The 21,761-nt window shown below is 37.4% G+C and carries 24 protein-coding genes; 7 read left to right on the top strand and 17 right to left on the bottom strand.

The window, feature by feature from the left end; translation table 11 throughout:
- Window positions 1-26: 26 nt before the first annotated feature.
- Window positions 27-1,358 carry a PhoH family protein gene (locus AC1FXP_RS06855; RefSeq protein WP_480059706.1) on the bottom strand — a complete coding sequence of 444 codons (1,332 nt, stop codon included), beginning with the start codon at window positions 1,356-1,358 and terminating at the stop codon, window positions 27-29.
- 223 nt (window positions 1,359-1,581) lie between these two features.
- Window positions 1,582-2,040: a pyridoxamine 5'-phosphate oxidase family protein gene (locus tag AC1FXP_RS06850; RefSeq protein WP_480059704.1), complete on the bottom strand. Its 459-nt coding sequence runs from the start codon at window positions 2,038-2,040 to the stop codon at window positions 1,582-1,584.
- 302 nt (window positions 2,041-2,342) lie between these two features.
- Between AC1FXP_RS06850 and AC1FXP_RS06845 the strand changes: the two genes are divergently transcribed.
- On the top strand, window positions 2,343-2,546 hold the full coding sequence (locus AC1FXP_RS06845) for a YlaI family protein (RefSeq protein WP_480059702.1): 204 nt from the start codon (window positions 2,343-2,345) through the stop codon (window positions 2,544-2,546).
- Window positions 2,547-2,570: 24 nt separating this feature from the next.
- Here AC1FXP_RS06845 and AC1FXP_RS06840 read toward each other — a convergent pair whose 3' ends face one another.
- Both AC1FXP_RS06840 and typA read right to left on the bottom strand, forming a co-directional pair.
- The gene (locus AC1FXP_RS06840; RefSeq protein WP_250095244.1) at window positions 2,571-2,897 is read right to left on the bottom strand and encodes a YlaH-like family protein; all 327 of its coding nucleotides are present in this window, start codon (window positions 2,895-2,897) and stop codon (window positions 2,571-2,573) included.
- 21 nt (window positions 2,898-2,918) lie between these two features.
- Window positions 2,919-4,754: a translational GTPase TypA gene (typA, locus tag AC1FXP_RS06835; protein WP_480059699.1), complete on the bottom strand. Its 1,836-nt coding sequence runs from the start codon at window positions 4,752-4,754 to the stop codon at window positions 2,919-2,921.
- Window positions 4,755-5,024: 270 nt separating this feature from the next.
- Here typA and AC1FXP_RS06830 point away from each other — a divergent pair, with 270 nt between their 5' ends.
- Complete coding sequence (locus AC1FXP_RS06830) at window positions 5,025-5,210, top strand: DUF5325 family protein (protein WP_480059697.1); 186 nt, start codon at window positions 5,025-5,027, stop codon at window positions 5,208-5,210.
- Window positions 5,211-5,285: 75 nt separating this feature from the next.
- Here AC1FXP_RS06830 and AC1FXP_RS06825 read toward each other — a convergent pair whose 3' ends face one another.
- From AC1FXP_RS06825 to AC1FXP_RS06815, 3 genes are all read right to left on the bottom strand, one after another.
- Entirely contained in the window at window positions 5,286-6,176 is an 891-nt protein-coding gene (locus AC1FXP_RS06825; RefSeq protein ID WP_480059695.1) for an NAD(P)-dependent oxidoreductase, read from the bottom strand.
- A gap of 3 nt (window positions 6,177-6,179) precedes the next feature.
- Window positions 6,180-6,980, bottom strand: a complete 801-nt coding sequence (locus tag AC1FXP_RS06820; RefSeq protein ID WP_480059693.1) for an inositol monophosphatase family protein — start codon at window positions 6,978-6,980, stop codon at window positions 6,180-6,182.
- A gap of 147 nt (window positions 6,981-7,127) precedes the next feature.
- Window positions 7,128-7,316 (bottom strand): hypothetical protein, encoded by a 189-nt coding sequence (locus AC1FXP_RS06815; protein WP_250095239.1) that lies wholly within the window; start codon window positions 7,314-7,316, stop codon window positions 7,128-7,130.
- A gap of 240 nt (window positions 7,317-7,556) precedes the next feature.
- Here AC1FXP_RS06815 and AC1FXP_RS06810 point away from each other — a divergent pair, with 240 nt between their 5' ends.
- Entirely contained in the window at window positions 7,557-8,186 is a 630-nt protein-coding gene (locus AC1FXP_RS06810; RefSeq protein ID WP_480059691.1) for a YktB family protein, read from the top strand.
- Between the two features lie 23 nt (window positions 8,187-8,209).
- On the opposite strand, the gene AC1FXP_RS06805 is transcribed toward AC1FXP_RS06810, so the two are convergent.
- On the bottom strand, window positions 8,210-8,485 hold the full coding sequence (locus AC1FXP_RS06805; protein ID WP_480059689.1) for a UPF0223 family protein: 276 nt from the start codon (window positions 8,483-8,485) through the stop codon (window positions 8,210-8,212).
- A 3-nt stretch (window positions 8,486-8,488) separates the two neighbouring features.
- Window positions 8,489-9,457 carry an NAD(P)H-dependent flavin oxidoreductase gene (locus tag AC1FXP_RS06800; protein ID WP_480059687.1) on the bottom strand — a complete coding sequence of 323 codons (969 nt, stop codon included), beginning with the start codon at window positions 9,455-9,457 and terminating at the stop codon, window positions 8,489-8,491.
- Window positions 9,458-9,639: 182 nt separating this feature from the next.
- Here AC1FXP_RS06800 and AC1FXP_RS06795 point away from each other — a divergent pair, with 182 nt between their 5' ends.
- Window positions 9,640-11,115 carry an aminotransferase class I/II-fold pyridoxal phosphate-dependent enzyme gene (locus AC1FXP_RS06795; RefSeq protein ID WP_480059685.1) on the top strand — a complete coding sequence of 492 codons (1,476 nt, stop codon included), beginning with the start codon at window positions 9,640-9,642 and terminating at the stop codon, window positions 11,113-11,115.
- 14 nt (window positions 11,116-11,129) lie between these two features.
- On the opposite strand, the gene AC1FXP_RS06790 is transcribed toward AC1FXP_RS06795, so the two are convergent.
- From AC1FXP_RS06790 to AC1FXP_RS06770, 5 genes are all read right to left on the bottom strand, one after another.
- On the bottom strand, window positions 11,130-11,336 hold the full coding sequence (locus tag AC1FXP_RS06790) for a hypothetical protein (RefSeq protein WP_480059824.1): 207 nt from the start codon (window positions 11,334-11,336) through the stop codon (window positions 11,130-11,132).
- Window positions 11,263-11,448, bottom strand: coding sequence for a GapA-binding peptide SR1P (locus AC1FXP_RS06785; RefSeq protein WP_480059683.1), 186 nt, complete (start codon window positions 11,446-11,448; stop codon window positions 11,263-11,265). Before AC1FXP_RS06785 ends, AC1FXP_RS06790 begins: the two co-directional genes overlap by 74 nt.
- Before the next feature lie 122 nt (window positions 11,449-11,570).
- Window positions 11,571-12,020 (bottom strand): hypothetical protein, encoded by a 450-nt coding sequence (locus tag AC1FXP_RS06780; protein WP_480059681.1) that lies wholly within the window; start codon window positions 12,018-12,020, stop codon window positions 11,571-11,573.
- Between the two features lie 105 nt (window positions 12,021-12,125).
- Window positions 12,126-13,214 (bottom strand): M23 family metallopeptidase, encoded by a 1,089-nt coding sequence (locus tag AC1FXP_RS06775; RefSeq protein WP_480059679.1) that lies wholly within the window; start codon window positions 13,212-13,214, stop codon window positions 12,126-12,128.
- 270 nt (window positions 13,215-13,484) lie between these two features.
- The gene (locus tag AC1FXP_RS06770; RefSeq protein ID WP_480059677.1) at window positions 13,485-14,327 is read right to left on the bottom strand and encodes a polysaccharide deacetylase family protein; all 843 of its coding nucleotides are present in this window, start codon (window positions 14,325-14,327) and stop codon (window positions 13,485-13,487) included.
- 154 nt (window positions 14,328-14,481) lie between these two features.
- Here AC1FXP_RS06770 and AC1FXP_RS06765 point away from each other — a divergent pair, with 154 nt between their 5' ends.
- The 3 genes from AC1FXP_RS06765 to AC1FXP_RS06755 all read left to right on the top strand — a co-directional run bounded on the left by AC1FXP_RS06765 (window position 14,482) and on the right by AC1FXP_RS06755 (window position 17,925).
- On the top strand, window positions 14,482-15,522 hold the full coding sequence (locus AC1FXP_RS06765; RefSeq protein ID WP_480059675.1) for an FUSC family protein: 1,041 nt from the start codon (window positions 14,482-14,484) through the stop codon (window positions 15,520-15,522).
- A 119-nt stretch (window positions 15,523-15,641) separates the two neighbouring features.
- Window positions 15,642-17,258 carry a glycine betaine uptake BCCT transporter gene (locus AC1FXP_RS06760; protein WP_480059673.1) on the top strand — a complete coding sequence of 539 codons (1,617 nt, stop codon included), beginning with the start codon at window positions 15,642-15,644 and terminating at the stop codon, window positions 17,256-17,258.
- Window positions 17,259-17,454: 196 nt separating this feature from the next.
- Entirely contained in the window at window positions 17,455-17,925 is a 471-nt protein-coding gene (locus tag AC1FXP_RS06755; protein WP_480059671.1) for a hypothetical protein, read from the top strand.
- A 64-nt stretch (window positions 17,926-17,989) separates the two neighbouring features.
- Here the strand turns inward: AC1FXP_RS06755 and lpdA are convergent, their stop codons facing one another.
- The 3 genes from lpdA to AC1FXP_RS06740 form a co-directional block, all read right to left on the bottom strand.
- Window positions 17,990-19,399, bottom strand: coding sequence for a dihydrolipoyl dehydrogenase (gene lpdA / locus AC1FXP_RS06750; protein ID WP_480059669.1), 1,410 nt, complete (start codon window positions 19,397-19,399; stop codon window positions 17,990-17,992).
- A gap of 2 nt (window positions 19,400-19,401) precedes the next feature.
- Window positions 19,402-20,691 carry a dihydrolipoamide acetyltransferase family protein gene (locus tag AC1FXP_RS06745; RefSeq protein ID WP_480059668.1) on the bottom strand — a complete coding sequence of 430 codons (1,290 nt, stop codon included), beginning with the start codon at window positions 20,689-20,691 and terminating at the stop codon, window positions 19,402-19,404.
- Window positions 20,692-20,783: 92 nt separating this feature from the next.
- Window positions 20,784-21,761, bottom strand: a complete 978-nt coding sequence (locus AC1FXP_RS06740; RefSeq protein ID WP_480059666.1) for an alpha-ketoacid dehydrogenase subunit beta — start codon at window positions 21,759-21,761, stop codon at window positions 20,784-20,786.

Here is a 21,761-nt window from a genome sequence, read left to right as displayed (position 1 = left end):
GCGATTTTTTTAAGCTAGTGCAAAGCCTATAGTAAATCAGCTGCTAGCTGCGCTAATCCTGATCGTTCACCTTTCACTAATTTAACATGCCCACTTGCTGTTTGATCTTTGAATTTCTCTACCACATAGGTAAGACCATTATTGTATTCATCTAAATATGGATGATCTATCTGCTGTGGATCGCCCATCAATACAATTTTACTTCTCTCTCCTACACGAGTTAAAATTGTTTTCACCTCATGCTTTGTTAAATTTTGTGCTTCATCAATAATAATAAATTGATCTGGAATACTTCTTCCACGAATATATGTTAATGCTTCAACTTGGATTGATCCCATACCTGCAAGGATCTGATCAAGCTCACCAGGCTTTTTCGTATCAAACAAGAATTCTAAGTTATCATAAATGGGTTGCATCCATGGCCGTAACTTCTCTTCCTTTTCTCCTGGTAAATAACCTATATCCTTTCCTAGTGGTACAACCGGCCTTGCTACAACGAGCTTTTTGTACTTTCCTAAGTCCTCTGTCTGCATAAGTCCAGCTGCAAGTGATAATAGTGTCTTACCAGTCCCAGCTTTCCCTATCATTGTCACTAAACTAATATCATCTCTTAATAATAATTCAAATGCCATTCGCTGTTGAACATTTCTCGCACGTATCCCCCATACATGATCGGGTTCACTTCTAAAAGGCTTTACCTTCTTTCCATCTGGTTCTACTTTTCCTAATGCCGAACTAGAACTTCCTAAAGCATCCTTCATTATAATAAATTGATGCGGATAAAACGGGTGTTTTGTTAACTCGGAAATAGCAATTTCGCCATTTGTATAAAACTTCTTCATTACATCTGCATCTACAAATATCTCAACATAGCCCGGATATACATGATCAAATTCCACTACGCGATCACTTAAAAAGTCTTCAGCCGGCAAGCCTAACGCATCTGCCTTGACTCTTACTAGGGCATCTTTACTTACAAGAATCACGTGTCTTCCTTCAATTCGCTCCTGCTCTTCAAGCATTAAATTAAGGGCTACGGCAATTATTCGATTATCATTTGTCATTTCTGCAAACGAATCTTTTAATCGCAAAAATGATCGGTGATTTAATTCAACTCTTAATTTACCTCCTGATTCTATAGGGACCCCTTCATGCAACTTCCCCATTCCTCTGAGATTATCTATTAACTTTGAAAATTGTCGTGCATTTCGACCAATCTCGTCCATATAGCGTTTCTTGGAGTCAACCTCTTCTAACACAACTGCTGGTATAACTACTTCGTTATCTTGAAATGAAAAAATGGAGTAAGGATCCTGTAAGAGTACGTTCGTGTCCAATACGTAGATTTTTTTCAACATTCCGCCTCCTGACTAAAGAATCGTTTATCAACTCTTACTATTAAGTTATGCAAATTGAACAAGTTGGTCCATATGTTTTAACCAATTGTTCAATTATCCTCTTAATATGAATGTATGTTCAAGCTATCAAACTTAGACGAAGGAATCGAAAACAAAACGTGGTTATAATAAAAAAATCCAAATAACGGACACAAATAGTCACTATTATTTGGACAAAATTAGGTTATTCCTTTTTCTTTAACGCTTCCATAACTTGACGATCTAGTTTAGCAGCAGCTTCTGCATCATATGTTTTTTCATAAGAAGGCGTCATCGTCATTTTTGCCCCATAAAACATCACATCGCGCACCTCTTGAATTTGCATTTCAATCATCGATAATTTTAACGGAATATTTTCAATACGTTCTGTTACAACCTTTGCAGATCCAGTTATTGAATATGTTGAGCCATTGGTAATCAAAGTCAGAACGACACCTTCATTAGCCTTAATATTTCCAACAATTCGCGAACGATTATCAATCATAAATCGTATAGTTTGTACATTAGGAGCATACACCCATGAAATAGCTTTTACATTCGGAATATTTTTTTCATGGTCAATAGTTGCTATTGTTACGTAACATTCCTTTTGGAGCAATGGTAACATCTCTTCTGTTAATGCATGTTCAACTTGGTTGGCCATATCATACCCTCCTTGTTTTTTCTACATTGTTCTATATCTATCATACCATTATTTTTCAACGAGTTTTAGCGCTTCATTACACTTTTTATGAAAAAGTAACATATATAATTTTCGGGGCTGTCTCAAAAGCCAGGAACAGAGAAGAATGCCGCTCCTCTCAAGGCTTTTAATAGATGTAGCGACTCCGCACATTGCTTCGGGTTTATCCCAAAAGGTCAAAACCATACTTGCCTCTTTTTCATTGAAGATAGCTTTTTTTCTGTTTTTTGTTAAAATGAAAGAAGAATGGAGTGATTATACCCATGCGAGTGAAATGCGTACTATGTGATAAAATTGATAAATTAGACGATCAATTACCTTTAGCTAAACGTCTACGTAACCGGCCAATTCATACTTATATGTGTGACGTTTGTTATGAACGCATAAAGGAACGAACAGAGACGAGAAAGGCATCTAATTCATTTCAATTAACAGTAGAAACAAAAAAAGAGAGCGAATGGATTTAATTCCAATCGCTCTCTTCTTTTTTATTATGCTTGTTCTTTTTCTTTTCGATGCTTATGCAGTCTGAATCGATACATACCAAGTATAACTCCTGAAATGATTAATACTGCAATAATTGGAGCACCGAATGCAAATTCAAGAAACCACATGACAAAACTACCGATAACCAATAACACATAGACTATTGCTTTTTTGAGAACTGGTAACTCTCTTGCAAAACCTAAATTAAATACAACAATGGTTAATAAAACAACGACTAGATACGATAAAAAACCATACCATGGATTCTCCGCCGTCATCCTCATCATCCATGTTAATGCTTCTAATTCTTCTTCCGTAAACTGGTTGTCCATTCGATCACCAACTTTTTATTGTTACTTCGCCGCAAGCTTTCTACGTTTCTCTTCACGCTCACGTTCTGATTTGATAAGAATTTTCTTGCGAAGTCGGATTGAATCTGGCGTTAGTTCACAATACTCGTCCTCATTCAAATATTCAAGAGCTTCTTCAAGTGTCATGATTCTAGGTTTTTTCATCGTAACAGTTGTATCTTTTGTCGCAGAACGGACGTTTGTTTGCTGTTTCATTTTGGTAATGTTTACAGCTAGGTCATTATCACGAGTATGCTCACCAACAATTTGCCCTTCATAAATTTCCGTTCCAGGCTCTACAAAGATTGTACCTCTATCTTCCACTTGCATAATCCCGTATTGACTTGATTTACCTGTCTCCATGGAAACAAGTACACCTTGACGACGTCCCCCAACTTGTCCAGGAGTAAGAGGTGCATAGCTGTCAAACGAGTGGTTAATAATGCCATATCCACGAGTTTGTGATAGGAACTCTGTTGTGTAACCAATTAGACCACGTGCTGGCACTAAAAACTCTAGACGAACTTGTCCGCTACCGTTATTCGTCATATTTAGCATTTCACCTTTACGTTCTCCAATTGACTCCATAACGGATCCCGTATATTCTTCTGGAACATCAATTTGTACTCGTTCCATCGGCTCCGACTTCACACCATCAATCACACGAATAATAACTTCTGGCTTAGAAACTTGAAGCTCATACCCTTCACGACGCATATTCTCAATTAAAATAGAAAGGTGAAGTTCGCCACGTCCAGAGACAATCCAAACGTCCGGAGACTCTGTATTTTCTACACGAAGACTTACATCCGTTTCAAGTTCTGATTTCAAACGTTCTTCAAGCTTACGGCTTGTTACAAATTTCCCTTCACGACCAGCAAATGGACTGTTGTTAACGAGGAATGTCATTTGTAGTGTAGGTTCATCAATACGTAAAATTGGAAGAGCTTCTTGATGTTCTACTGGGCAAACCGTCTCACCAACATTGATTTCTTCCATACCAGAAACCGCTATTAAGTCGCCAGCCTTCGCTTCTTGAATTTCGGTTCGTTTTAGTCCTAAAAAGCCAAACATCTTTGTAACACGATATTGTTTAACAGAGCCATCAAGTTTCATTAAAGCTACTTGCTGTCCAACTTTTATTGTCCCTCTAAACACACGGCCAATCCCGATACGACCAACGTAGTCATTGTAATCAAGCATTGTGACTTGGAACTGAAGAGGCTCATCACTATTATCAATCGGAGCTGGGATTGTTTCAATAATAGTATCAAACAATGCAGACATGTTGTCATCTTGTTTCTCTGCGTCCATACTAGCTGTTCCATTAATGGCTGAGGCATACACAACTGGGAATTCTAACTGATCTTCGTTTGCACCTAAATCAATAAATAAATCAATAACCTCATCAACTACTTCTGCTGGACGAGCAAAGTCACGATCAATTTTATTGACCACTACGATTGGAGTCAGATTTTGTTCTAGGGCTTTCTTTAATACAAAACGAGTTTGTGGCATACAACCTTCATATGCATCAACGACAAGCAATACACCATCAACCATTTTCATAATACGTTCTACTTCTCCACCGAAGTCAGCGTGTCCTGGTGTATCCATAATATTAATACGTCTATCGTTATAGTTAATTGCTGTATTTTTAGCAAGGATCGTTATTCCACGCTCTTTTTCAAGTGCATTAGAGTCCATCGCACGTTCATCTACTTGCTCATTTTCACGGAAAGTACCCGATTGTTTTAATAATTGGTCAACTAATGTTGTTTTCCCATGATCAACGTGGGCAATAATAGCGATGTTACGTATATCGTTACGAATTGTCATTTTTTTCTCTCCTTATTCGTTCATTAACTGTACAAGTATATCATAAATTCTTTATAAAAAAACAATAATCGACAAATACATTGCACGAAACGTTTATTCTTACTTTTTATATACTAGATATTATTAACGTAAATGACTTAGATAAACACCCTCCTTAACACTATCTGTACCATGTTTAACGTATTTGTCACAATGTTGGGGTTTTTCTTTTTTCAAATAAGAGTTACACTTAGGATAAGCGAATGATCTTTTTTGAGGGGGATCTCATAAATGAAGAAAGAAAATATAATGTTTTTATTGCTTTCTGCTATTACCGTTATTTGTATAATGAGTATTGGAGTCGCTGTTGCTGAAAGAAGTATTCTAATTGCTGTTCTTGCCATAGCTGGAGTTTTCATCGCAACCGGTCTTGGGTTCACACTTCGTAAAAAAATTAGAGAATCAAGCGAAATGTAAAAAAAGCACGCAAAAGAGGTTTGATTTTAAACCTTTCTTGCGTGCTTTTTGTAAGAATGTGGTCAATTGCTTTTTTTACCCTTTTCTTTTTAAAACTGTTCCTGTCTTCTCTTCTAATGGACGAACAATTGCACATACGTCTTGTTCACCGTATTTTTCTTTCGCTTCCGCTACTTTCTGTTCTCCTAATTTAATTAAATCAAGTGGCATGTTTACTTCCTCAGCTAACTGTAAAGCAAGCAAAATGTCTTTATGTAAAAGATTGATAGAGAAGCGCGGATCGAACTTCCGATCAAGGATGGCATCAACAGACCAGTCCATACTTTTTGAGAAGCCTGCACTTCTTTTAATTAAGTCATATGCAATTGCAGGATCAACACCTGCTTTTTCTGCCATTATGTAGCATTCTGCTAAGGCTGATTGATGGACACCAATTAACATATTATTAAGCAACTTGACAACCGTTCCGCTGCCAGTTGGTCCAACATGAACAATATATTCACCAAAAGCTTTCATGACAGGCAGAGCTTTTTCAAAGGCTTCTTCTTCTCCACCACACATAATTGTCAATGTTCCTGCAGATGCCCCCATTGGTCCGCCACTAACTGGAGCATCAATAAAAAGCGCCCCTTTTTCAGCTAATAATTTGGCAACATATTCATTTGTTTCACGATTAACAGTTGAATGGTCGATGACAATTTTCCCTTCTACAGCCCCAGTGATTAAACCATTTTCTCCTTCATAAACGTCAATAATTGTTTGTGGCACCGGTAAGCAAGTCATGATAATGTCCACTTTCTCAATTAAATCTTTCGGGGAAGCTGCCTCTTCTGCACCAAGCGCTACAGCATTATCAATGGGCCCTCTACTTCGACCTACTACAAATGTTTTGTATCCAGCATCAATTAAATGTTTTGTCATTGGCAATCCCATTGTTCCTAAACCGATAAAGCCAACTTTTGTCATCGCTTATAACTCCTCCCCAACATACGAAGAAACCATCTCTTTATGTAATCTTGGTTTCCCAACAATAACAGTACTTTTTTGTAAGTAATCTAAATGTTCTCCTCTAAAAGTAGAAGCCTTACAACCCACTTCCTCTAATAAAACAACCCCAGCTGCATAATCCCAAGGGGACAGATTCACACTTATATACCCATCTAATCGGTCTGCTGCGACGTAAGCTATTTCAAGAGCAGCAGATCCATAAGAGCGAATGCTTCTCACATCTCTAACGAGAGCTTTCAGTGGATTTCGATATGGATTTTTTTCTTGCACTAACCATTTTGCATTCAATCCAATAATTGATTCATGTAAAGGCCGCTCCTTAACAGGAACGAGTTCCTCATTATTTACATAAGCACCATGATCCCGAATGGCATGAAATAATTCATCATTCATTACATCATAAATAAGACCGACCATTCCGACTCCATCATGATAGACAGCGACTGAGATAGCAAAATTATATTTCTGATGAACAAAATTCATTGTCCCATCAATCGGATCAACAATCCAAACGGTTCCATCTAAAGAATCAAGTTCTTCAGCAATCCCTTCTTCGCCTAAGAAATGATGCTCGGGATATGTTTGATCAATCTTATGATAAAAAAATGATTCAATTGCTCTGTCAACCTCAGTAACTAAATCATCCGGATTAGACTTGGCTTCAATATGAATCGGGTTGGCGAGTGATTTTCTGATCAAGCCAGCAGCTTCATATGTCCATGCTCTAGCAACCTTTTCAAGTTCTAACCAGTCGACTGACATCTACATGACCTCCTAAATGGTACTTCACTTTTCAATTTCCATTATGACATACATTTTCCAAATAGAAAAATAGTAGCCCTTTTTACAAGGCAAAAAAAAGAGTAGCTTATACGCTAATAAAAGCTACTCTTAAGAAATTAATCACCACTATACTTCTAATAAAATAAGTTCTTGCCGTAATTGTTCAAGTCGTTGTTTTGTCTGTTTAATTGTTAGTAAATCTTCATCGAGTAAAGCATCATGTAGAGTCGCTAGCTCATAATCAATTTCAAGACGCAACACCGGTATTCTCATTTCACCATCTTCGCGAATAAAAGCTTGCACAACTTGTTCCATACGGCTTCACTCCTCTTTATATAATCAAAATACAAACCACTAAATAAAAACTAAATTTTCTGTTATTTAAATTAATTTTATTATAGCACATTTAATAGTAGAAGAGAATGTTAATTAAAAAAAGAATAAAATATTAATATAGTCATGTTTTATGTCCTAATGATCAACTGCATATCATTCGAGTTTATTAGATAAGATATGATAAAATACATCTATAAATGATAAAGTGAGGTTAAAATAATGAGTTTAAAAGGATTTTCACAGTCAGATTTTGATGTCTTCCATATCGATGGACTTGAAGCAAGGATGGAAGCAATTCAATCACAAATTCAACCAAAATTTAAAGCGTTTGGAGATATATTGAGAGAGGAACTTGCTGTTCTCGTTGGAAACGAAATGTACCTTCATATCGCAAGACACGCTAGACGAAAGGTTAATCCACCAAATGATACGTGGATGGCAATAGCCCATGATAAACGCGGTTACAAAAAGCATCCACATTTTCAATTAGGGTTATTTGACGATCATTTATTCATCTGGTTCGCTCTTATATATGAGGCACCAAAAAAAAAGGCTATCGCTGAGACCTTAATGACAAATAGTAATTTAATTATGGACTTACCGGGTGATTTCGTCATTTCATTAGATCATATGAAAAAGGACGCAACCCCAATCGGAGAAAAGAACGAAAGTGAAATCATTGCAGATTTAGAGAGATTACGTGACGTAAAAAAAGCTGAATTCTTAGTAGGACGTCACCTTAAGCCTAATCAATCACTCGTTCAAGATGGCAAAGCATTGCTGGACCTTACTAAGGAAACATACGAACAACTACTGCCAATTTATCAACTAGCTATGTCTCAATCTTAATATAAGAAAAACGGAAAGAGTATTCACCCTCTTTCCATTTTTATTATATTCTCCTTTCCTTCACGGGCTTTTTTTATGACATGGTAACTAGATATTCCTAGCTCCTCATCATATTGTTTAAAGAGTTGTTTCTCCTCGCTTTTACTCGGAACGACTTCTTTAAACCTTCGATAATCTGTCAGAAGCTTCCCTCTTTCCACTCCTTTTTTATATGCTTTCTCAATTGTCTCAAAAAATTGGATGACAGTGATCACTTCTTCTGTCGACCAATCAAGTGATATAGGTAATTTTGATTCCACTATTTATTCTCCTCCTAATACAACCCATTGCTTTCGAATCATCTTTGCTTCATTGATTATTTTCGTTATTAATTGTGATACTGTCAACTCTTCATGAATTCTTCCTACGACTTGTCCTGCCCAGCCAAATCCCTCGTCTTCCTTTCCTTCATAAATATAGGATTTGTTTGCATCTCCACTGATATACTTTTTTAAAGCATCATATGTCGGTTCATCCTTTTCTATATCGAGGATTTTATTTGTCCATTTATTCTTCAAGGCACGTGCCGGAGATCCGATCGAACGTTTTATTACAGTTGTATCGTTCTCTGTTGCGGTTATGATGTTCCTCTTATAACTCGGATGTGCATGAACGCATTCCTTCGTAACGATAAATCTAGTCCCCATTTCAATACCCTCTGCTCCAAGAGCCAATGCAGCCATCAACCCTCTTCCATCTCCAATTCCACCGGATGCAATAACAGGGATTGATACGGCATCAACTACTTGAGGTACTAACACAATAGTCCCTGTATCTGCTCTTCCTAGATGTCCTCCGCCTTCTTGGCCGACAACCATCACAGCATCTGCACCGAGTGCTTCTGCCTTCTGCGCTTGCCTTGTAGATGCCACTAAAACCACCTTTTTTATCTTCGTATTTTCTAATCTCTTCATTAATGGAGAAGGATTCCCACCCGTCATTGATATAACAGGTACATTTTGTTCAATAGCAACGTCTAACATATGTTCATAGCTTCGTCCATGATGTCCAATGGCAAAATTCACACCAAATGAAAGTTCTGTACTTTGTCTTACTTTTCTTATCTCATCCTTTAATGCATCAGGCGATGGAAGTGACATTGCTGTAATTTGTCCTAATCCACCTGCATTTGAAACGGCAGATGCTAATTCCGAGTACGCTAAATAGGCAAGTCCCCCTTGAATAATCGGATATGTTGTTCCTAATAATTTTGTTACTCTATTCTCCCACATAAAACCCCTCCCTAGCTGAATTACCAAAATCGTAACATATAAGAACGCTGAATTTTGTCAAATTTCACATCAATCCGGTTATTAATTCTTTGCTTTCGGTCACATTTTTGATATACTCAAATTTGTTTTAGAAGTTCTTACAACTAGCTTTTAGTTTATAATGAAAAAATGAGGTGAACCTGTTGTCACGACAACATCTTACTCCGTTGTTCACCGGTGTACGTAATCACGCCGAAAAACAACCCATTCAATTTCATATTCCTGGGCATAAACAAGGAAAAGGCATGGATCCTGAATTTAGACAATTCATTGGAGAAAACGCCCTTTCTATTGATTTAATAAATATCGAACCATTGGATGATCTTCACCATCCACACGGGATCATAAAAGAGGCGCAAGAGTTAGCTGCTGAAGCTTTTGGTGCAGACCACACGTTTTTTTCTGTACAAGGGACAAGCGGGGCCATTATGACAATGATCATGTCAGTCTGTGGTCCAGGAGACAAAATTATCGTTCCTCGTAATGTGCATAAATCGATTATGTCTGCCATTATTTTTTCTGGAGCTACCCCCATTTTCATTCATCCTGAGATCGATCCTGTACTTGGAATATCTCATGGAATAACAACAGATTCAGTTGAAAAAGCATTAGATTCGCATCCTGATGCTAAAGGACTCCTTGTCATTAATCCTACCTATTTTGGGATCGCTGGAAATTTAAAGAAAATAGTTGATATTGCTCATTCGTATGATGTCCCAGTGCTAGTAGATGAGGCTCACGGTGTTCATATTCATTTTCATAATCAATTGCCTATTTCAGCGATGCAAGCAGGGGCTGACATGGCTGCAACAAGTGTTCATAAACTTGGAGGTTCGATGACACAAAGCTCCATCCTAAATGTCAAAGAAGGCCTCATTTCACCCAAACGTGTACAATCTATTATTAGTATGTTGACAACTACTTCAACTTCTTACTTACTACTCTCCTCTTTAGATGTTGCTAGAAAACAACTTGCAACGAAAGGAGAACAATTAATTTCTGAAGTCATTACACTAGCTGAAACAACAAGAGCCCGTATTAATAAAATAGATGGATTAACATGTGTAGGCGACGAAATCTTAGGTACAAAAGCAACGTTTGATATCGATCCGACAAAATTGATTATTAGTGTAAGAGATTTAGATATTAGTGGTCATGAAGTTGAAATTTGGCTCCGTGAGCATAACTCCATTGAAGTTGAAATGTCAGATTTATACAATATCCTTTGTATTGTTACATTAGGGGATACACAAGAAAAAATGGATATTTTAATTGAAGCACTATCACAACTTGCTTCTGCTAAAGCAAATAATACTAGAACTAATCAACGATCATCTGTTTATGTGCCTAACATTCCTACTCTAGCTTTGTCTCCTCGCGATGCCTTTTACGCTGAAACAGAGGTCGTTCCATTCCATGAATCAGCCGGGAGAATCATCGCTGAATTTATTATGGTTTATCCACCTGGAATTCCCATTCTCATTCCAGGAGAAATTGTAACAGAAGAAAATCTAGCCTATATAGAAGAAAACTTAAAAAACGACTTACCTGTGCAAGGTCCTGAAGATGCAACATTTCAATCATTACGCGTTATAAAAGAACATAGAGCGATTCGATAAGAAAAGGGGGTGTTTCAGAAGGTTTGTTTTTGACCTTTTAATATACCCGTCTTTTTTTTCTGGCTTTTTCGAAAGACCCCCATTTTTATACTATCTTTTATAAAGAAGAAGGACTCCCAATGTGGAAGTCCTTCTTCTTTTGTATCATTATTTTTTTTGCTCAGCTGTTTTACAATGTGTGCAACCATTTCCCTTTGCATAAAGCTTTGTGACTTTTTCACCTTCAAACACATCGATCGTCTTGTTACATGATTGACAAATGATAATACCCATTTGAGTCATCCCCTTTATGCATTTTAATATTTTGGAAGCGGTTTTAATTTCCTTAATCATATAATAATACATACTAATTGGTTAAGTCAATCATTAATTGTATGTCACATTAATTTTTTTTAAAATAAAAAGAGGATACTGATTAATGGCATTTTAACCAGTACCCTCTTTGAAATCTACTTTTAATAAGTATGCGGATAAAATGTTTCATGCTGAACCTCAATAAAACGTCCTACCTCTTTTAAGAAAACGAAATCATCATCAGACACAACATAATAATCCAAAGGAATATGCAAAACCATTACACCGAGTAAATGATGCGTTTTATAAAATGGCAAATAAATGATTTGCATATCATGTTCGATTTGAAAGAACAAATCTCCTTTTATAGCCACTTCACTAAGTATCCCTACGCCAAAGGACATCGACTGATCTAAGTAACATGGACCAGCGCACACTCTCATAACAAATTCACGATCTGTCGCCTCATAGATCGAAACGGAGGAACGATTATCCATAATATTAGCAAACTTTCTTGTAATGCCAATATAGAAACTAGATAATGTTTGTACTTTTTCACGCACAAGACCAATTTCTAGGCGTAACTCATCAAGAAAATAGGACTTATCCATACTAGAAACCCCCAACCAAGCAAAATCAACTAACCTCTATCTTAGCTTACCATAATCCCCCTTGTCGAAGGATGAATTGTTAGAGTAACTATTGTCGAGAACCTTCTAATCCCAGATTCTTTCTAACACTTCTAACACTTCTTCTTGAGATAGTGGTTTCCAAAATAGTTCTCCATAGATCAGTAAATCCTGATGCAAGTGCAATCCAGCATTATAATCTCCTTTCACTCCATCACTTGTGCCTGAGTTCCCGACATACCCGATAATCGTTTCAGCAGTTACCCGATCACCAACCTGTAAGTCACTAGGAATTTCATGAAGATGAGCAAAGCGATTCATAACTCCACCTTGATATTGGACCCATACTTGTCTTCCTCTTAATCTGTCAAAAATATATTCTGGCGTATCTTGAAGCTCAGCCGTAAAAGCTAAATCTTGATTTCTTATTTCAGACGATTCGTATTCGTCAAAATCATGATCTGCCCTTACAACAATCCCCTCAGCCATTGCGTAAATTGGAGTCTCCGTCGTAATTCCTCCACCACTAGCAAAGTCATACCAGTCTATCCCTTCATGATATCCGTTTCGGTATGGTCTTGGAGCTCCTGGTAAATGGCTTGGAATTTTACTAACTTGAGCTCCTTTGATTGGTTTTTCTAGAAATGATAAATATTCAACCATTTCATCAACATTCCAATCTTCAAATGTGAATGCTTCTGGAGGTCCACCCACTCTTTCTGCTGGGCCATACCAATCGAATGAAACTTGTTCATCGCTAAAGACAACACTCGTCTCAAGAGCTTGTCCAAGAAATTCAACTGGCAAATAAATCTCTTCATTCCCTGCTTCTCCTTCTACGATTAAGTAGATATCCTCTGAAGGAATATACTCCCCATTTCTCTCTAAAACAGGTACTTCATCAATTAAATAGAAAGAATCTTCATTAATTGTTAATTGCAATGTGCGGTGAATTTCATCAAATTCATAACTTCCTCCAACAACCTCAAGTAAGTCATCAAGTAGAAATCTTGCTTCATTTTCTTTAATTTCAATCGCTACTGTTTCACGATATTCACTTTGGCTTTGCCCATCTGTTTGGGACGTTTCTCTACCGAATTCATTCTGCTCACTTTGACAACCACTAATTAAAAATAAAACAAATAATATTGATAAAACCTTCTTAGCTGCTTTCATATAGTACAACCTTTCCTTGGGTGTAAAATTCGTCACATACCGATTATTTTACCCTTTATTCACTGTCGTTGACAAGATGATAAAAGAAGCAAAAAATGAATGAATTGGTGTGAGAAGTGTCTCACGCCTAAAAAGCCTGCTATGAGTGGGTTTCTCATAGCAGGCGCGCAACGTGTGGAGCCATTGCTGCTTCCTCGAATTTGCTAAAAGAGACTTTTTCAGTGGCCTCTTGTTTTCACCTTTTTCAGTGGCTTCCGAAATTAGCTCTCACTAATTCGTTGCAATCTCATTTGGATGAACAATTTCGTAACCTTTCTCTCTAAGTCCAATAACGATGTGTTCTAATGCTTCTTTGGTCCACTTCCGATCATGCATTAACAGATTCGCTCCTTTGGTTAGCAGTGGACTATTAACCATAATTTCAGCTAATGCGTCAGCTTCTTGAAACTCGCTCTCCCAATCATAACCATACGTCCAATTCATTGGTTGCATCCCTTCAGCTTCTACAACTTTATTAGACGTTTCAGTATTTACTCCAAATGGCGCCCGGTAAAACCTTGGTCGTTCTCCGATAATATCTTCAATTAAACGGTTTAATTCAATTATCTCATTTTTTTGATCTTCTTGTGATAATTGACTCATATTCGGATGTGTCATCGTATGATTCCCGATTTCAAAACCTAGTTCATGAATTCTTTTTAGTTTTTCTCGGTCTTCTTCCGTTTGCAAGAAATGCCCATTTACAAAAAAAATGGCTCCAGCATCAAAACCTTTTAATATTTCTGCCATAACTACACTATAATGTTCAGGCGCATCATCTATCGTTAAAAGAACAACTTGATCAGATGCATCATCTATCGCTTCAACTAACCAATTCGTTTTATTAATTGTATATTTTTTCTCAAATTCATTCAAAACTCCTGATTCCATAACCTCACTTTCTAACTCCTCCTCTTGAACCGGTTCTTCTCCCCTTCCCCCCTCTTCTTCTAATTCTTCTTCAACTGAACTTCGAATAGGGTCCTTTTCTACTTTGCTTTCAACCTGATCATTTTGGCATCCAATTAAAATGAATAAGCTCATAATAAATAAGATAACAAGAAGTCGTTTCATTGATTACCTCATCCTTTCTCGTCTAACATACTTTACTACTCATGTCGAAAAATGGAGTATAACTTCCTTTTTTCTCTCTCATACTAAACATAGGACTTATTTAGTATGTTCTTATCGAAATAAAACTTGTTTTACATAAGGAGTTCGTGTTGATATGAAAAGCTGGATTGGGAGGCGTGTAATAAAAACGGGTGTCGCTGTTTTCATTACAGCTTTTATTTGCCACCTTATTAATTTACCACCTACGTTTGCAGTTATAACCGCTATTGTTACAACGGAACCCACAGCAGCTGATTCACTAAAAAAAGGGATAATACGTTTACCTGCCGCTGCTCTAGGGGCAACGTTTGCTATTGCTGCTGATTTTGTTCTCGGCCAAAACGCAATCACTTATGCGGTTGTTGCCATGCTTACTATTATCGTTTGTTCAAAACTTAAGCTTGATACGGGAACACTAGTTGCCACTTTAACTGCAGTAGCCATGATTCCTGGTACAACAGATCATGCTATCTTTGACTTTTCTATCAGAATTTCTGGTACATCGATTGGGATTATTGTTTCAACCTTTGTTAATTTTGTAATTCTCCCACCTAAATTTGGACCGATACTAGTAAAGAAAGTAGATGCTCTATACCAACAAACAGCTAATAAATTTGCTTTGATCCTCGAATCCCATTTTTTAGACGAGACTGTGGATCGAACACATTATTATCGGCAGTTACATGAAGAGCTTACAAAGGCCTACCAATTAACACAATTTCAACACGATGAGTGGCAATACAGACGTTCATGTGAATTTGAGCGAAGGTCTTTCGGTTACTTACAAAAAAAGTTAGATTACTTACACCTTACTCTTTTTCATTTAGGGAAAATTTCTCATCTTCGCTTGAATCAATCTTTGTCTGAAAAGGAAAAGGATCTTCTTCGTAATACAATCAAATCATTTTGTACCATTTACGAAGATCATTATCATCAAATAACAACTGCTCATTTTATAAATATAGAAAAAATTAAACAATTACGTTCTGAGCAAAAAAAACAAGATTCCTTTTTATCACAAATATGTCACGAGCTTATATCTCTGAATGAGGTGACATCTGAATTAGCACAAATTACGACTGATGAACGAAGATTTTCCATGGAAGAAACAAGCTATCCAACTTATATATTCCAAAAACAGGCGGTATATGATTAAATAATTGGTTTTTATTTGGATGCAAGCGGGTACATATATAAAGCCAATTAAATCTTTTGCACTCTATTTCACGTTTATGGTACGGTAGAAGTTGGTTTTTAAAGAAAGGTTGATGAATAATGAAAAAAGTGACACCTGTTTTTACAATTTCAGTTGCAATTGCAGTCGCCTTTATTATTTGGGGAATCGTTGCTCCAAATAATTTAGAAGTAGTGACAACAAGCATTCAAAGTTTTATTACGAATGAATTAGGTTGGTTTTATCTTTTAGCCGCTACTGGTTTTTTGATTTTTTGTCTATATTTAATATTTAGTCCATACGGTAGAATTAAACTCGGTAAACCCGATGATAAACCTGAATATAACTATTTAACCTGGTTTGCTTTTTTATTTACTGCTGGAATGGGAATCGGGCTTGTTTTTTGGGGTGTTGCGGAACCGCTCTATCATTTCTTTGATCCTCCTACAGCAGAACCTGGTTCCACACAAGCTGCTGGTGAAGCGATGCGATATGCTTTTTTCCATTGGGGACTACATCCATGGGCGATTTATTCTATCGTCGCATTAGCACTAGCATATTTTAGATTTAGAAAAGAGTCGCCAGCTGTCATGAGCGCTGTTTTAGAACCATTGTTAGGAGATAGAGCAAATGGCGGTTTAGGTACATCAATTAATGTATTGGTTGTTTTTGCAACAATTTTTGGAGTAGCTACATCTTTAGGATTTGGAGCTGCCCAAATTTCAGCTGGGCTTTCTTATTTAATACCAGGTTTACAAGAGATGAATGAAGTAATGCTTCAACTTATTGTCATCCTTATTGTTACTGTATTATTTATGATATCAGCCCAAACTGGTCTAAATAAAGGAATTCGTATTTTAAGTAAAGTAAACGTGTATCTTGCTATTGCATTAATGTTATTTGTCTTACTATTTGGTCCAACTAGCTACATAATGGGCGTTTTTACACAAGGGATTGGTAGCTACATTCAGAATCTCGCTGGAATGAGCTTCAGGCTCGATGTATACAACCCTGAAACGACTTGGGTTGAAGGATGGACTATTTTCTATTGGGCATGGTGGATTTCATGGGCTCCATTTGTAGGAACATTTATAGCACGCGTTTCAAAAGGACGTACAATTAGAGAATTTGTTGTTGGTGTACTTGCTGTTCCATCTATCTTCGGTGCTTTGTGGTTTGCTGTCTTCGGTGGGACAGGAATTCAACTTCAAAGACTCGGTACAGCCGACATTATGGGAACGATGTCTGAAGGTGGTATGGAAGTTGCTCTGTTTGCCGTACTCGAACAATTCCCACTCGGATTACTCCTTTCAATTATTGCCGTCTTTTTGATTTCCTCTTTCTTTGTTACATCTGCCGATTCAGCTACAGTTGTACTGGGGATGCAAACAACGAATGGAAATCTAAACCCACCAAATGGAGTGAAATTTGTTTGGGGGCTAATTATTTCTGCAACAGCAGCTGTCCTACTATCAACAGAAAAAGGATTAGGGGCCTTACAAACAGCAGCGATCATCGCCGCCCTCCCTTTTACAATTATTATGATTATGATGATTTTCTCTGTTATGAAAGCATTAAAGGCAGAAAAACCAACTTTAGCAACTGAAAAAGAACGTATTCGTCTTGAACGATATGAGCTCAAACAAGAGCGTGAAAAATTAAAAGAAGAAAAATCTACCTTTAAAAAAGAAAAAGCAGAGTTAAAAAAGAAGAAATAGAAATAGTAAAAGCAAAAGACGTTTCTCCGGTTTCCCCACCTAGGAGAGGCGTCTTTTGTCATATAAAAGTCCTAAATATTTCTATTTGATTACATTTAAATAATAAATATCCTAAGTGAATCAATGCGTGATAAAATGAAGTAACATAACTCAATTAGTAAAAAAATGTAATTTTATAAAAAGGATGTGACTAGTGATGGACAAGTATGTCGAAGTGATGATAATTGGATCAATTCTATTATTAAACTCGTGCTTTTCAGCAGCATCATCGATAGAAAATCCTTTAGAGCAGCATACTGACGAAACAATTACTGTCCTTTTTTCAGATTCTTCTACTATGCAAGATGAGAAAACATATTATGACGCGTTCCTTGAACTAAAACAAAATTATCCAAGTGAGATGCCTTCGTTTTTAATTATTGACGCAGATGAACGTGAGGCGATTCGTTATTTTAACATCGAACAATTCCCAACTATGCTCGTAATAACCGGTGATCACGAGGACTTACGAATGGAAGGCATATTTACAAAAGACGAAATATTAACACATTTAATGGAAGTATTTCAACTTGAGAAGGAAGCAAAGCTAAACCTCACCTATATTTCAATCGAATACATACATAAATCCAGTATCTCTTTAATAGAGAAACTGGATTTTTTAGTATAAAACCATATTTAGTTGTACTAAAAGTAAAAAAGACCTTCCACAAAAGTGAAAAGCCTTTTTTATATTACTTAACAATATGAATTGGTGTTCCAAGGGCAACTTCTGCTGCTTCCATTGTAATTTCACCTAAAGAAGGATGAGCATGAATCGTTAATGCAATATCTTCTGCAGTCATTCCTGTTTCAATCGCAAGACCTAATTCTGCTATCATATCCGAAGCATTAGGGCCGGCTACTTGAGCACCAATAACTAGTCCGTCATCTTTGCGAGTAACCAGTTTCATAAAGCCATCTGTTTCGTTTAGAGATAACGCACGGCCATTAGCAGCAAATGGGAATTTCGATGCAATAACATCAAACCCAGCATCTTTTGCTTCTGCTTCTGTATATCCAACACTTGCTAGCTCAGGATCAGAGAATACAACAGCTGGAATCGCAAGGTAATCTATTTCAGACTTTTCACCTGCAATTGCTTCAGCAGCAATTTTCCCTTCATAAGAAGCTTTGTGAGCTAATGGTGGTCCTTCTACGATATCACCAATTGCATAGATATTTGAAACGCTTGTACGGCACTGCTTATCAATCTTAACAACTCCGCGATCTGTTGTTTCAACACCAATTTGCTCAAGACCAATCTCATCTGTATTCGGACGACGTCCCACCGTTACTAAGCAGTAGTCAGCCTCGAAGACTTCCTCCTTACCTTTCACCTCAGCTGTCACTTTTACACCGTCACTTGTTTCTTCAACACCTTTAGCAAGTGCTTCCATCTTGAATTCAACACCGTTCTTTTTCAAACGACGTTCAACAACCTTAGCCATTTGTTTTTCAAATCCGCCAAGAATTTGCTTTGAGCCTTCAAGAACAACAACTTCTGTTCCCATATTCGCATAAGCACCAGCTAATTCAATCCCAATGTACCCTCCACCAATAACAACCATTTTCTTAGGTACTTCTTTAAGAGCTAGAGCACCTGTTGAATTAATGACGCGATCCGTGTATTTAAAACCTGGAATTTCAATTGGGGTAGAACCTGTTGCAATTATACAATTTTTAAAATTGTATGTTTGTGCGCTTTTCTCATCCATGATACGGACAGAGTTTTCAGAAGCAAAATACGCTTCACCACGAACAATTTCTACTTTGTTTCCTTTAAGAAGTCCTTCTACTCCACCTGTTAACTTTTTAACTACTGAAGCTTTCCATTCTTGTACTTTCTCAAAGTTAACGGAAACTTTTTCTGCAATAATTCCCATATCTTCGGAATGCTTTGCATTATGATAACGATGTCCTGCTGCAATCAATGCTTTAGAAGGAATACAACCAACGTTTAAACAAACGCCACCCATTTCTCCTTTTTCAACGATAGTTACTTTTTGCCCTAGTTGCGCTGCGCGAATTGCTGCAACATATCCACCAGGACCAGAACCGATGACAAGTGTGTCTACTTCATTTGCGAAATCTCCTACAACCATGCTTACCCCTCCATTAATAATAATTGTGGATCATTTAATAGGCGTTTTACGTGGTTTAGTGCATTCTGAGCTGTAACGCCATCGATAAGACGGTGATCATAACTGATTGAAAGCGCTAGTACTGGAGCAGCTACTATTTCGCCATTCTTTACAACCGGCTTCTCTTCAATACGACCAATACCTAAAATGGCTACTTCTGGGTGATTAATAACTGGAGTGAACCAAAGACCACGAGCTGAACCAACATTCGAAATTGTGGCAGATCCGCCCTTCATTTCTGCACCACTAAGTTTACCATCACGTGCTTTAACTGCCAACTCATTAATTTCATCAGCAAGAGCAAAAATTGATTTACGATCTGCATCTTTAACTACTGGTACAAATAATCCATGCTCTGTATCTGCAGCAATACCGATGTTGAAATAATTTTTGTATACAATTTCATCGTTTGCATCATCAATTGACGCATTAAGCGCAGGGAATTTACGTAGAGCAGCCGTTAGAGCTTTCACAACGTAAGGTAAGTACGTAAGCTTCGTACCTTGATCTGCAGCAGTAGCTTTATAATCTTTACGATGAGCAACTAAAGCAGAAACTTCTACTTCATCCATGTGTGTAACGTGTGGTGCAGTATGCTTAGAGTTCACCATAGCTTTTGCAATTGCTTTACGAACACCTTTGAAAGGAACACGGTGCTCTAGTTCTCCAACAGGAATCGCAACTGGTTCTGTTTTTTGAGGTGCTGCAGCAGCTGGTGCTTCTTTTTCTTCTGTATGAGCTTGTGCTGCTGGCGCTTCTTGCGATCCACCGTTTAAGAATGTATCGATGTCTTCTTTAACGACACGACCATTTTTTCCAGTTCCACTTACTTTGTAAATTGCAACACCTTTTTCACGAGCATATTTACGTACAGAAGGCATTGCAATTACACGCGCATCACTATCTACCTCATCATTTGCTGTGTCAGCAGCCGGCTCAGAAGTCTTTGCTGTTTCTTCGTTTGTAGCTGGTTCTTCTGCCGGAGCACTTTCTTCTTCTTCTGCAGGATTTGCATCTCCAGCATCAATAGTTAGGAGGACATCCCCTACGATACTAACCGTTCCCTCTTCTACTTTAACTTCGAGAATTTTACCATCAACTGGTGATGGGATCTCTACAACAGCTTTATCATTTTGAACTTCAAGAAGAATGTCATCTTCCTTAATTTCATCACCTGGTTTAACAAACCATTTTACAATTTCACCTTCGTGAATACCTTCACCAATATCAGGAAGTTTAAAATTATATGCCACTTTGAAGTGCCTCCTTTAATTCCTCTTAAACTGAATTTAAATGAAAAGGAAAGACAATATCTTTCCTCTTCTTATGCTCGTCTCTTGTTAGATTAGAAATTAATAACTTTTTTAGCCGTTTCAATGATTCCTTTATAGTCAGGTAACCAAGCATCTTCTGCTTGTGCAAATGGATAAACAGTATCAGGTGCAGTTACACGAAGTACTGGAGCTTCCAAACTTAAAATCGCTCGTTCAGTAATTTCAGCTACTACGTTCGCTGCAATCCCCGCTTGTTTTTGAGCTTCTTGAACAACAATTGCACGATTTGTCTTCTCTATAGAAGCAAGAATCGTATCAATATCAAGTGGACTGATTGTCATAAGGTCGATAACCTCAACGTCAATACCTTCTTTTTCTAGCTCTTCAGCTGCTTTAAGGGAAGAGTGGACCATTGCTCCGTATGTAACAATAGTTAAATCTTTTCCTTCACGCTTAATATCTGCTTTTCCAAGAGGGATTGTGTACCCTTCTTCAGGTACTTCGCCACGGAATGAGCGATATAGCTTCATATGTTCAAGATATACAACAGGATCGTTATCACGAATTGCTGAAATTAAGAGTCCTTTTGCATCATATGGAGTTGAAGGAATAACTACTTTCAAACCAGGAGTTTGTGCAACTAGCCCTTCTAAACTATCAGCATGCATTTCTGGTGTTTTAACTCCCCCACCAAAAGGAGAACGTACAGTAATTGGTGATGTTAGTTTTCCACCTGTACGATAACGCATACGGTTCATTTGTCCAGCAACAGAATCAAAAACTTCAAACAAGAATCCAAAAAATTGAATTTCCATAACTGGACGGAATCCCGTTAATCCAAGACCAATTGCTAAACCACCAATACCTGATTCCGCAAGTGGCGTATCAAATACGCGTTCTTCACCAAATTCATTTTGCAGGCCTTCTGTCGCACGGAATACCCCACCGTTTTGACCGACGTCTTCACCAAACACAAGAACATCTTCATTATTCTTAAGCTCATTACGCATTGCATCCGTAATCGCTTGAATCATCGTCATTTGTGCCAT

It is taken from the genome of Halalkalibacter sp. HAAS-P013 (assembly GCF_056619925.1).
The sequence above is the reverse complement of the archived record's forward strand: the minus strand, read 5'-3'. Positions and strand labels throughout refer to the sequence as shown.